Below are 12,933 nucleotides of genomic sequence, written 5' to 3'. Positions count from 1 at the left end.
CGGATGTTTTTCATACTTCTCTTGTTGCACATATAGATCTGATTGTTAACAGGTAAGCGCATTAAGCGATGTTTAAAAAAATATTGTTTGCTGTCTGTCTGGTAGCAGGGCTCTGTTCATCTGCCCGTGCTTTCAATACAGCAGCGCAGGACAGCCTTTTCAGGGTGCTGCAGCAACAAAAAGCCGATACCGGCCGGGTGAATACCCTGATTGCTTACGCCATGAGTTACATGCCGGACAGCCTGGGGAAGGCGGATGGCATTTTCAGGGAAGCCCTCCGGTTGAGCCGGCAGCTGGGTTACGCCAAAGGCGTAGCCGATTTCGCCTGTTACTATATGTATATACAGGATATGCAGGGCCGGTATGAAGAATCGTTGTTCATGGTAGATAATGCGGTAAAGATCTATGCAGCCCTCCGGGATACGGTCAGCCTGATGCGCGCACTCAGCTTCAGCGGCAATGAACATCACCAGCTGGGCAATTTTACGGCGGCCGCCGGGCGCTACCTGGAAGCGCTCAAACTGTCCGACGCCACGAAAGACAGCCTTTTCTCCGGCCTGATGAATAATAACCTGGCGACTGTTTTTATCGTGCTGAAAGACTACAACAAAGCATATCGATATGCCGAAAAGGCCTATCGTAACGGGATTGCCATCGGCAACCAGCGGCGCATCACTTCCGCCCTGATTACGATGGGTTCCTGTATGGTGGTCCAAAAACGGTACCAGGAGGGAGAACAGTATTACTATAAATCCATCGCGGCCGGCCGGGGGCTGGAAGACAGCGCCTATGTGCTGAAAGCCTATGTAAACCTGGGCAACCTGTATTTCGAACAGGACAAAAGGCCGCAGGCTTACCAGTACTACGCACGGTCGCTGGAACTGTCCCGCAAATACCCTGACCAGGAACTGCTGACGTATATCTACCTGGGTTATGGCCGGGAGCTGTTTAACCTGAAAAGGTACACCGAAGCGTTGTCCTACGTGGAGCAGGCCATCACGATGGCGCGCCGGTACAAAGCCACCAACGAGCTGAGATGGGGGTACCTCGTGGCCTCCAACCTGAAAGCTACCCTGGGGCATTATGAGCAGGCTTTCGCCCTGCGAGAACAATTTGAAGAACTTAACGATTCGCTCGCCGGCGATGCCGCGCGCAACAACGTGATGCTGCTGGAAATGCAGTACCAGTCGGAGAAAAAAGACCGCGAGCTTACCGCCAAAGAACTGCAACTGGCCCTGAAAGACCTGCAGATACAACAACAGAACAGGTGGATTTTCGTTTTCCTCATTTGCGCCGTGGTATTGCTGGCGATGGTGGCCGTCGTCTGGCAGCGGTTAAGACACCGCCACCATCTGCAGGAGCAGCAGCTGCATACGATGGAAGCAGAGAAAACGGTACAGGTGCTGGAAGCCATGATACAGGGCGAAGAAAAAGAACGCACCCGGCTGTCGAAAGACCTGCATGACGGGGTAGGTGGCCTGTTATCCGCTGTGAAAATGCATTTCGGCGCTCTGAAGCACGACCAGCCCGCACTGAAGACAGACGCTAGTTTCAGTCATGCCATGGGCATGCTGGACGACGCCATCGGCGAGGTGCGTAAAACGGCCCATAACCTGATGCCGGAGCTACTGGCCAGAATGGGGCTGGCAGAAGCGGTCCGTTTCTATTGCCGCAACGTCAGCCATTCACGGCATCTGGCCATTTCGTGTTATGCGCCGGATAACATCGGCCGCTTCAAGGGCAATTTTGAGCTGTCTGTTTACCGGATCGTACAGGAACTGGTCAATAATATCATCAAACATTCCCAGGCTACCGAAGCGCTTGTGCAGCTCACCCGCCAGGACCAGCTGCTGACCATCACAGTGGAAGACAACGGGATAGGAATACAGGAATCACGGGAAACACAGTCAGGCATGGGGCTCAACAGCCTGCAGTCGAGGATCAGGGCGCTGAACGGCAACCTGGAAATTGCGGCTGCCAACGGACAAGGGACTACCGCCTATATAGAGTTTAATATCGCAATTATGCAACTGGCAGAAATAGGATAGCTGCCCCAATTATTTTTTATGAAGATAAAATTAGCCATCACAGACGATCATCTGTTGGTCATCAATGGTTTAAAAGCCATGCTGGCGCCTTATCCGCACATTACGATCGTATACGAAAGCAGTGTGGCCACCACACTGATGGAAGCATTACCTGCCGCGCAACCCGATGTGCTGCTGTTAGACATACAAATGCCGGACATAGACGGACTGGAACTGTGCAAACTCGTACATAAAAATCACCCGGATATCAGGATCATTGCGCTCACCAACTTCATGGAATCGCATTATATCAAGCAGATGTTACGCAACGGCGCCAGTGGTTACCTGCTGAAAAACACCGATCAGGAAGCGTTGGTAGCTGCCATTGAGCAGGTTTACAACGGAGAGCAGTTTCTGGATGCCGGCATCAAGCAGCAGTTGCTCCATGAAATGCTCACCGGGCAACGGTCATCCGGTTATGAGATTCCGCTTACCCGCCGGGAAAAAGAGATTTTGCAGCTGATAGCAGAAGAACATTCCAATCAGCAGATAGCAGAGAAACTGTTTATCAGTCTCCGTACCGTAGAAACGCACCGGCTTAACCTCACACAGAAGCTGGCCGTGAAGAACACCGCCGGGCTTGTGAAGGAAGCCATTAAAAGAGGACTGGTGGATTGATTCGAATTACGAATTACGAATTGGAAGGTGCTACCCGGCAGTGCATTTAGTGACCGGCTCATGTAACGGCGAAAGCTTTTCCCAGCGACATGGAGATGGGCAGCAACAGCAGTACCGCGAGTGCATAGCTGAGTGCATCGAAAGCCGCCACCCAGGAGGCATTCATGACGATCAGCGCTACGATACCGGCTTTCACCGCCTTCCCGATATTGGGTCCCACAGGATTTTTCCAGGCGTTGCGCAGTGGTTTAAAAATCATCCAGGCGAACAAGAGCAGGAAGGGCAGCACTTTCCAGCCGTTGTGATGGAAGATGGCCACTGTACCGATGGTCAGCAATACGATGGCATAACAAACCGCTGTTATGCGGATACTGTTGGTGGTCCCGCCATACACTTCACCCCGGCTGATGTTGGTCACCGCCGCGATATAGAGGATAGGCACCAGGCCCACCCACCACCAGGTGGCGACAGCTCCCGGTACGATAGAAATACCGAGGAGGAGATTCAGGCCGCGGCACAGGCCCATATTCACAGGGCCGAGGAAGCTGTGGTGTTTTCCCCATTTATCATAGACAAGTGCAGCTACCGCTGTGGCGATGGCCAGCCAGCCGGTGAGGCCGTTGATGCCTCCCACTGAAAAGGCCGCCAGGATCCCGACGAGCAGCAGGTAACTGCCCAGGATAATCGCCTGGGTCAGCGAGATAACGCCGCTGGGGATGGGTCTTTCCGGCCGTTCTGTGCCATCCAGTTCCGCATCAAAAACATCATTGAATACTACGCCGCCGCCGTACAGGCCGGCAGTGGCAAGACACAGGCATACCACGGGAAGGGTCTGGTCCAGTGTCAGCGTTTCAAAGGTCACTTTCAGGAAATAGCCGGAAATGGCCACGCCCGCCAGGATATCCGCGATAGCGGTGACAATATTGGCCGGGCGCATCAGGCGCAGGTATCCGATTACTTTGCTAACAATATAACTCACCGAATAACAGGTTTTCATGGTTCATTGCCAGCAGTAACGAAACTGCCAGGCCTTTACCGGATGATGGTTGTATTTTTATTGATTCTTGGCTGCTGGCCTCCGCGTAGAACGGTGCTTCCATTGAATTTCTCACTTTGGTCAATATTTCCGGCTATATCAAAATCCGCTTCATTTATCTGACCGCTCTGCGCAAACGCCTTTACAGCATTAACGTAAGTTACCAAATGAATGTCATTCGAGTCAATACCACTTTCGTGCATCAGGGCTGCTGTCTTCGGTACGGCGAGCGGATCGCTGATGCCCCAGTCGGCTGCTGAATTGACCATGATTCTTTCGCTGCCGTATTGTTTTACCACTTCCACCATTCTTTCATTTCCCATTTTGGTAAAGGGGTAGATGGTAAAGGCGGCCCAGAAGCCGCGGTCCAGCACTTCTTTCACGGTTTCTTCATTGTTGTGGTCTACGATCACCATGTGAGGCGGCAGTCCGTGTTCAATGGCGATGTCCATGCTGCGCTGCGTGCCTTTTTTCTTGTCGCGGTGAGGCGTATGTATCTGTACCGGCAGATTGGCTTCCTTTGCCAGTTCCAGCTGGGCGCGATAGTATTTTTCTTCCAGCGGGGTCTGGTCGTCGAAGCCGATTTCGCCCACGCCTACTACGCCTTCTTTATAGATAAATTGTGGCATTATTTCCATCACGGCTTCCGCCAGCGCTTCATTGTTGGCCTCTTTGGAGTTGAGCCCGATGGTACAATAATGTTTAATACCGAACTGAGACGCGCGAAAACGTTCCCAGCCGAGGAGGCTGTTGAAATAATCGCGGAAGGTGTCTACCCCGGTACGGGGTTGTCCCAGCCAGAAAGCCGGTTCAATAAGGGCAACCACGCCTGCATCGGCCATAGCCTGGTAGTCGTCGGTGGTACGGGAGGTCATATGCACATGCGGGTCGAAGAAGCGCATGCCTTTTATTTTATCGAGATAAGCCGGTGTATAGGTCAGCGGTTGAAGGTCTTTTTCGGTCAGTTCATGAATTCCACACATAATTTTTCAGATTTAGTTCTGGGTTAATTTAGCGGCGACGACGTCCCAGGAGAGGGCGCCACTTTGTATTTCAGCGGTCAGCGCCGGGTCTGACGCGAGCAGTGTTTTAGCCGGTGCATAATCTGAACCAGAAAATACGAGGGCGGCGGCGGCTTTTTCCACCTGGTCGGCCGAGTGCCAGACGCGGGTGAGGTCTGCCATATTATCCGCTGTCACAAAGGCGGTCAGCAGCCGCCATTGCATCGGCGATACTTTTCGGCCGGCGGCCCACCGTTCGTGCGCAAAGTCCGTCAGGATAGCCGCTAATGCGGCATTACTGCGCTGATCGAGGCCGGAAATAAGATGCAGGGGCTTATCGGTAAAAATAGCTTTCATCACCAGCTGGTTCCAGGCGGGCTCGTCCAGGTAGCGGGCGGGATAGGGATTCTGCAGCATGACTGCTTCCTGTACCACCCCGATATTGGACCGAACGCCTTCGGCTGTACGAAATATCCATGTTTCCGGGTAAGCGAGTAACGGCAGGGCGCTGTAGAGCGCTGCCAGCTCGTTCATTTCGGCCGACAGGAAAAGCTTTTCCACGGTATCCAGGTACGCGGCTTTATCGGTTGCATCCAGTTGCAGCAACCACCACACCCTTATCAGGCGGTCTAACGTCCACCCGTGTACGAAGAATCCGGGCACCAGCTGATGCAATACCGCAGCCTGTTCCGGCGACACAGTGACAATATTTTTTCCGGTGAACCTTGGAATCGCGGTAAAAGTCTGATTAAACTGCGGTATGGAAGCGGCTTTCTCCAGCCGCTGCTGTAGCCAGTCTCTGGCTGCCTCACTACTATTGCCGGCAATAATGGCGGTCAGCGCTTCGCTCATTTTCTGCCTGTCATATACATATTGCGCCACTTGAAGATTCCTGTTTAGAATAGGTGAACACTGATTTCTGATTAAAAATAAACAGGATTGTGCAGATTTTCCGAATTACAGGGCTAATATTTGATAGGTGGTTATTAAAATAAAAGAGAGGCATTGCTGCCTCTCCTTCCGCCATTCTAAAACCTGATTATGCATCAGGATATCTTTATACATGTTGCCCGGCGACAGCACCATGAAAATATCTCTTTGTTATAATGAGCTGAATTGAAAGAGCAAAGGTACGTTACATCCGTAACAATTAATGCATTTATTTGCAGCGTGTGACCCGACATATGTAAGTACCCGTTCGTGGAAATATTTACCGGCTGTAATATACATATTATTCTACTTCTTCTCCAAATAAACCGTCGATTTTTACGTTACCGTTTTTTACTTCCGTTTGTTCTCCAGCACTATAAAGGGTTGATACTCCTTCCAATCAGGCGTATATCCATCCAGTATATTAAATCCCTTTCCATAGTTTCCTAGTATGATATCCTGATCACCATCACCATCCATATCTTTTACGTCCATGCATATCCAGCGCCCTTCCTTTTCTACAGGAGGCGCATGGGGCGTGAAGTTCAGCTGATGGTCCTTCCCTTCGAACAAAATAAATTTTTCTGCAGGATTATTTTTCATGTCTGCGAAAAAAGCAATCGCCGCAATATCTGTTATGCCGTCAAGGTTAAAATCCGCGGCTACAGCCTTCGTACAGCCATTCACGGGATAAAACCATGCCTGGCGGTAACTGTTGTTACCTTCGTTCCTATAGACATATAAACCGTGAAAAGGTTTAAGCACCATCGAAAAATCTGCATTGTCTCCGCAGGAATATAGTATATCCAGTTGACCATCTCCGTTAAAATCCACCAGCTGGAAGCTCGTAGAACCGTTGAGCGGCGGGAACCGCAGGAGATTGGTCGATTTAAAACCACCCTTCCGGTCGTTCTCATACAGCCAGATACCTTCATCTGCCGCAGCAAAAAGCACCATGGCGTCCGGCCATCCGTCGCCGTTGAAATCTCCTACTGCAGCCTGTATGGCACCCGGCACTTCTGTAATGGTTTTTTGCTCGTAACGGTGACCGGGCAACTGCTTTAGCCAGTATAGCCCGCCCTGGTTATGCCCGAAAGCGCATACCAGCAGGTCAACCAGACTGTCTTTATCAAAGTCCGCCTGCAGTGTTTGCACCGGGCGTTTCAGGAAAGGCATCAGGTCTGTCTGCTTACTATGCGGGTCATTAATGTTGAGCTTGCTTATAATACCTGACGGTTCGTCAACCGCTCTCATATTACCTATCTGGGTGATGATGGCAGATGATGATTTTCCGCTATCCCGGGTGTACAGGATATTGACTACCGGAGAAGGCAGTTTCCAGGCGTTGTTTTTACGCAGGGAACTATCCCAGGCATCGAGGGTACTGGTATAGGTATCGCTGGTGAAAATGCGCGCGGCGGCGGTATCGAAGGAAACCATCGTGGTTCCCGCCACACCGGACGAATCTCCCATGGGACGTTTAATGGTGAATCCGAACCAATCATGCTGCAGCGGTACCGGCGGTTTTGCCGGCTCCAGTTTCACAGGCGCCTGCTGTTCAAAGTACTTTACCAGTTCCATCCATTCCTGGAAAGAAATCTGCCCGGGCTGCCGCTGGCCTTCCACGGGATAATACTGATCGCCGGACCATACCCGTATGCCCAGCCTGGGTGCCATGGCCGGCAACACATGTTTGGTCCACGTCTCTTTGTCGAGCATAGAAGGATCTACTGGCAGATGACAGGAAGTACAGTATTTGTCGGCCAGCATTTTTCCCTTCTCTTTGGCCGACGGGGCAAAACAACCCAGGAATGCGGTACATAAGGCTGCCAGGAATATTCTCATTTCAATTACGAATTACGAATTACGAATTTAAAAGCGGAGTATAAAATATGAAATATAAAAGATGAATTACAAATTTTGATTGCCGGTTATAAATTACGAATTAGGGGCCCCCGTACGGAAGCCCCTAATTCGTAATTCGTAATTTGTAATTCGTAATTAATACCCGGTGTTCTGTTTCAATACCGGCTGGCCGTTCTTCAGCGTCAGATCAATCTGCCGTTGCGGAACAGGGAAGTATTCATTTCTCCCTTTTGTAAAATGGCCGCCTTTCACATCGTCTGTAATGGCGCTTTCAAAAGCGAAATAGGCGTTCATCACCTGGTCTGCAATGCCCCAGCGGGAGATATCGAAGAAGCGGTGTCCTTCCATTGCCAGTTCCAGCTTACGCTCAAAGCGGATCGCTTTGCGGGCGAAGTTCACATCACCGAAGGCGGTGTACAAACCTATCTTATAATAAGGCAGTGGTTTGTTGGGATCAAAGCCCTGGATAGGATTAGCAGGGTCTTTGTAGTCATGCACCCAGCCTTCAGGATGGTCTTTCATACGGCTGCGCACTGTATTTACATAAGTAAGGGCTGTTCCCAGGTCTCCGGTTTCGGCAGCACATTCCGCGGCCATCAGCAGCACGTCGGAGAAGCGGATCAGCAATACGTTGATCGCGCTGCCGGGCGCCCAGGAGTTATTGTCCATGTACTTGTCCTTGTTATAGTTCCAGTAAACCATTTTTTTGGTGGCGTACGGACCGGCATACCGTTGGGTTTGATCACGGATCCAGGAGGAACCCGCGAAGTAACCCCAGTCATGATAAGGAACGCCGCGGCGACCTACCGTCCAGTCCAGGCGGGGATCAACCGGTCCGGCATCCGGGGTGAACGGTTGGGTGGACCTGATGCCCATATCGGATTTCACCGGATGCTGGTTGTAATCGTCCAGGTAAGGCAAGCCGTTAGCATCTACCCGGTAGGAGTTCACCAGATCGAAAGACGGTTGATAGAAGCCGCAGCATTTGAAGTTGGCGGGGAAGTTCAGCATATCACCCATATTGGCGTTAGCGATACCGTTGGTACCATCGTTGGCCGACATCTGAATGGCAAATACGGACTCCGAATTATTCTTTTTGGATGCATCGAAGTTATCCTCGAAGTTATCGGTCAGTTTGTATTTGAGGCCATTGGAAGTGACGCCGCTGGCGATGGCATCTTTAAACAGGGGCAGGGCTTCTGCGTATTTTTTCTGATAGAGATACGTTTTAGCCAGGTATATCTGTGCCGCCCATTTATTGGCGCGGGCTACCTGTGGCTGTGTAGGCGGCAGGTTAGCCTGTGCATATTTAAAGTCGGCTTCGATATTGGGCCAGATGTCTCCTTCATTAGGTATCACCGGGTCGGCGGTTGTTTCGGTGATATAAGGCACCTTGTTGAACATTTTCTTCAGTTCAAAATAATAGTGCCCCCTGAGAAACCGTGCTTCCGCTTCTACTTTCGTTTTATCGGCATCAGACATGTCTTTGGCCTGTGCCATCAGCCTCAGGGTGTTATTGCAACGGGCTACGCCTTCGTATACCGCTCTCCACTTGGTATTGAAGAAAGAGTTGGCCACATTGGGCTGCCAGATGGCGATTTCATTGATGGGCGTCTGGTCTGTACCTTCACTGCCTTTGTGAGCATCGCCACCGGCCACGCTGCCATATACCCAGTTGGTGGCTGCCGCCTCCCAGGCGTTACCGCCACCGAGTGAAGCGGTGGGAGCGCCGGCGCCGTCGAGTGCGGCATAGGCGCCTACCAGCAGGTAATTAACACCGTCTTTGTTGGCCACGATCTCTTCTGATAATGAACTATAGGCCGGCTTTTCGAGGAAGCTTTTTCCGCAGCCACTGCCGAGCAGCGCCGCTACCAGCAATATTCCGCTTGTATATCGTAATGTTTTCATTTTTCTCAGTTTAACAATTCAGATAATCAGATCAGAAATTCAGTGTAACGCCCACCAGGTATTGCCGCTGGTTAGGATAGGCGCCCTCGTCGATACCGAAGGAGTCTGTGTTACCGGTAATTTCAGGATCGAGACCTGTGTATTTGGTGATGGTGAACACATTGGCGGCCTGCACATATATCCTGAATTTTTCTACGCCCACTCTCTTCAGCATGTAAGCGGGGAAAGTGTATCCCAGCATCATGTTTTTAGCGCGGAGGTAAGAACCGTTTTCAACATAGTAAGATGTTGGAGGATCGGAAGTGCTGAAGTTAGGTTTCAGCTCCTGGATAGGCGCGGTGGCGTTTTTACGGTCAGGCAGCCAGGAGTCGTACAATGCTGTTTTGCTCTTGGCACCGTTGAAAGAACCGTAGATATCTGTCCACCATCTTACCTGGTTCCAGATCTTGTTACCATGCACACCATAGAGGAACATGGAGAAGTCCCAGTTTTTGTAAGTAAGACCGATATTGAGGCCGTAGGTGAAGTTCGGGTTAGGACTGCCGAGGTAGGTACGGTCCTGTGCATCGATTTTGCCGTCGCCGTTCACATCTTTATAACGGAAGCGGCCGGGGGCGGCAGCCTGCTGATATTCGCTTATATCAGGATATTTGGCTTTGGCGGCGTTGTTGGCGGCATCCACTTCTTCTTTGCTATCCCAGAATTTTTCGATCTGATAACCGAAGAATTCGCTGATGCTGCGTCCTACCGCATTACGGATGATCGCTACACCATAGCGGCGGTTTTCTCTTTCGAAGTAGGGAGCGGATTCGGATATCTTAAGGATTTCGTTTTTATAGCTGGTAAATGTACCGGTAAGCGTCAGCTTCAGTTTGGAAGCCAGTTGAATGTTACCGGTGGCGGAGAAATCCCATCCGTGGTTTTTCATTTCCGCTACGTTGGCAAAAGGCGGTGCAGCGGCGCCGTATACGCCCGGCAGCTCAGGGTTGAACAGCAAGTCCTTAATACGTTTGCTGTAATAGTCCAGCGAGAATTCCAATGCGCCTTTAAACAGGGTCGCATCGATACCAATGTTGGAGTTGGTATTGCTTTCCCACTTGGCGTTGGGGTTGCCGATCCTTCCCTGCATAAAGCCGTTGGCGATGGTGCTGGTGCTACCGGTCAGGTCATAGAACGAGGTGGCTTTGTTAAACGTAAAGGTCGTAAAGGCGTTGGCCGGGTCCACGTTGATCTGGTTACCCATAATACCCCAGCCGCCACGAATTTTCAGATCGGAGAGCCAGGTGAGGCCTTTCATGAATTCTTCCTGTGAAATACGCCAGGCCGCGCTCACCGCGGGGAAGTTACCATAGCGGTTGTTGGCGCCGAAGCGGGAAGAACCGTCACGGCGGACCAGTGCGCCCAGCAGGTATCTGTCTTTAAAGGAATAATCCAGTCTGGCGAACAGAGAGAACAAGGTATTGGAACCGTATCCGCTGCCATTGATCGGCGTTCCGAAGCCGGAGCTAAGGGTGGTAAAGTTAGGATCGAAAGAAAAATAATTGGTGGTGCTGCCTGTCAGTGTACGGTCTACCTGCTGGAAGGCTTCTGTACCTATCATCGCTTTCAGGTCGTGATTACCGGCTATTTTTTTATGATAACTGAGCGTGTTGGTCCAGGTCCAGTTATAACCGTTGCCGGTGGTTTCTGTATAGGTGTTTACGCTTGTATTTTCCTTGTTTTCATATTCCGGATAGGTGAAGCTGTGGTTGTTGAAAGAGTAGATTTCACCACCGAAGGAAGTACGGAGAGTGAAATCTTTCAGGATGTCGGCTTCCGCGTATACGTTGCCCAGCAACCTGCTGGCCAGCGCTTTGGTGCTGCCGAAGCGGTCCTGGATAGCAACCGGGTTACGCGCGTTGCCCAGTGCACCGCCCCAGGTACCGGCATAGTTCCCTTTGATATCATATACCGGAATAATGCTTTGCTCGCGGAAAGCCATACCGATACCGCTGCCTTCGGTGAGGATACCTATCTGCGGGTTTTGGATGATGGAGTATTCCATGTTTTCACCCACGCGGATATGGTCGGTGATGTTGAAGCTGGAGTTAGCCCTTACCGCATAACGTTTGTTATAGGTATTTTTCAGCGTACCCTGCTGATTGAAATAATACATGGAGAAGTAATAACTGCCGATATCGCTGCCACCTGCCACGGAGATGTTATGGCTGGTGATGGGAGCTGGCTTGAATATTTCATGGTACCAGTCAGTGCCCTGTTTGTTGGCTTTGTTGATACGATAGAAGCTGTTCAGCATCCCTGCATCTTTGTAATCCGGTATCAGGTAGTACTTAGAGGGATCTACGCGGGGATCTCCTTCCATGGCTCCTTCCGGGAAAATATAATCCGGCAGCACCGGTTTATCGCCTTTACCATAGAGCACGTCATCAAATACGGGGGTACCGTTGGTACTGTTGCGGGTAGCCATCCATAACAGGTCCGCCTGTTCCTGCGGATTCAGGATATGAAAGGGATTACCGCCCTGAGGTCTTTGCGTGCCGTAGTAACCGTCATACTGTACTTTTACTTTGCCGGTACCTCTTTTGGTGGTGATGATAATAACGCCGTTGGCCGCGCGTGCGCCGTATATAGAGGCAGCGCCTGCATCTTTCAGTACCTGCATGGTCTGTACGTCGTTGGGGTTCACATCGGCCAGGTTGGAAATGGGCACACCGTCCACAATGTAGAGCGGAGTGTTGTTGCCGAAGGTGTTTTTACCGCGTACGGACACCTGTGGTTCCTGGCCAGGCTGACCGGTACCCACGATGGTGATACCGGAAACCTGCCCCTGCAGCTGGTTAGCGATCTGGGAGGTCGGCTGTTTGGTGATGTTTTCCACCTTTACAACGGCGACAGCGCCGGTCAGGTCTTTTTTCTTCTGGCTGGCATAACCGGTCACCACCACTTCTTCGAGTGAACCTACTTTTTCGGATAACTGTACATTGACAGTGCCCGAGCTTACGACGGCCTCCTGCGGGTCGTAGCCTACAAAGGAGAACACCAGTGTTTCTCCCGATTTGGCCTGAATGGTAAAACCTCCATTGGGATCGGTAGCAGTACCGCGGTTGGTACCTTTTACATATACCGAAACGCCTGGCAGCGGGTTGCCTGATGCTTTATCAGACACCTTACCCGTAACTTTCGTTTGTGCGAATACGTTACTACTGCCCAGTAATAGCAGTATGCCGCATAGGAGAACGGCCAGTCCTTGGTAAAAATGTTTTTTCATAACGTGGTTGAAGGGTAACGTTTTAGAAAAATCGGTGAAAAAATAGAGTACCTGTCTTGTATGTTCCTTTGTCCGGCAGACAGTTGAAGACATAAGCATCCCGTTGCGGGCGATGGGTGCAAGCGCCGGCAGCAAACAGGTGTCATGTACAGGCATTAGATGCCCCGGCTTCTGTATGATGCATTACAGCAGCGACGACGCAAACAATAACTGTCTGTT

The 12,933-nt window shown here is 51.0% G+C and carries 8 protein-coding genes; 2 read left to right on the top strand and 6 right to left on the bottom strand.

Annotated elements, in window-relative coordinates:
- Positions 1-68: 68 nt before the first annotated feature.
- Positions 69-2,048: a tetratricopeptide repeat-containing sensor histidine kinase gene (locus HF324_RS04270; RefSeq protein ID WP_168861973.1), complete on the top strand. Its 1,980-nt coding sequence runs from the start codon at positions 69-71 to the stop codon at positions 2,046-2,048.
- A gap of 18 nt (positions 2,049-2,066) precedes the next feature.
- Entirely contained in the window at positions 2,067-2,705 is a 639-nt protein-coding gene (locus tag HF324_RS04265; protein WP_168809849.1) for a response regulator, read from the top strand.
- 58 nt (positions 2,706-2,763) lie between these two features.
- On the opposite strand, the gene eboC is transcribed toward HF324_RS04265, so the two are convergent.
- From eboC to HF324_RS04235, 6 genes are all read right to left on the bottom strand, one after another.
- Positions 2,764-3,684 (bottom strand): UbiA-like protein EboC, encoded by a 921-nt coding sequence (gene eboC / locus HF324_RS04260; protein ID WP_246269412.1) that lies wholly within the window; start codon positions 3,682-3,684, stop codon positions 2,764-2,766.
- Between the two features lie 53 nt (positions 3,685-3,737).
- The gene (locus tag HF324_RS04255; protein WP_168809847.1) at positions 3,738-4,724 is read right to left on the bottom strand and encodes a TatD family hydrolase; all 987 of its coding nucleotides are present in this window, start codon (positions 4,722-4,724) and stop codon (positions 3,738-3,740) included.
- Positions 4,725-4,736: 12 nt separating this feature from the next.
- Positions 4,737-5,624, bottom strand: coding sequence for an EboA domain-containing protein (locus tag HF324_RS04250; protein ID WP_246269410.1), 888 nt, complete (start codon positions 5,622-5,624; stop codon positions 4,737-4,739).
- A 399-nt stretch (positions 5,625-6,023) separates the two neighbouring features.
- The gene (locus HF324_RS04245) at positions 6,024-7,517 is read right to left on the bottom strand and encodes an FG-GAP repeat domain-containing protein (protein WP_168861972.1); all 1,494 of its coding nucleotides are present in this window, start codon (positions 7,515-7,517) and stop codon (positions 6,024-6,026) included.
- 156 nt (positions 7,518-7,673) lie between these two features.
- The gene (locus HF324_RS04240) at positions 7,674-9,446 is read right to left on the bottom strand and encodes a RagB/SusD family nutrient uptake outer membrane protein (RefSeq protein WP_168809843.1); all 1,773 of its coding nucleotides are present in this window, start codon (positions 9,444-9,446) and stop codon (positions 7,674-7,676) included.
- Positions 9,447-9,477: 31 nt separating this feature from the next.
- A complete protein-coding gene (locus HF324_RS04235) occupies positions 9,478-12,714 on the bottom strand; it encodes a SusC/RagA family TonB-linked outer membrane protein (protein ID WP_168861971.1) in 3,237 nt (1,078 codons plus the stop codon).
- Positions 12,715-12,933: the final 219 nt, after the last annotated feature.

The organism is Chitinophaga oryzae, from assembly GCF_012516375.2.
Classification (GTDB): Bacteria; Bacteroidota; Bacteroidia; order Chitinophagales; family Chitinophagaceae; genus Chitinophaga; species Chitinophaga oryzae.
The sequence above is the reverse complement of the archived record's forward strand: the minus strand, read 5'-3'. Positions and strand labels throughout refer to the sequence as shown.

Bases quoted from the DNA above. Each gene is read 5' to 3' on its own strand.
- HF324_RS04235 (WP_168861971.1), bottom strand. From the start codon at position 12,714: ATGAAAAAACATTTTTACCAAGGACTGGCCGTTCTCCTATGCGGCATA.
- HF324_RS04255 (WP_168809847.1), bottom strand. From the start codon at position 4,724: ATGTGTGGAATTCATGAACTGACCGAAAAAGACCTTCAACCGCTGACC.
- HF324_RS04265 (WP_168809849.1), top strand. From the start codon at position 2,067: ATGAAGATAAAATTAGCCATCACAGACGATCATCTGTTGGTCATCAAT.
- HF324_RS04240 (WP_168809843.1), bottom strand. From the start codon at position 9,446: ATGAAAACATTACGATATACAAGCGGAATATTGCTGGTAGCGGCGCTG.
- HF324_RS04270 (WP_168861973.1), top strand. From the start codon at position 69: ATGTTTAAAAAAATATTGTTTGCTGTCTGTCTGGTAGCAGGGCTCTGT.
- HF324_RS04245 (WP_168861972.1), bottom strand. From the start codon at position 7,517: ATGAGAATATTCCTGGCAGCCTTATGTACCGCATTCCTGGGTTGTTTT.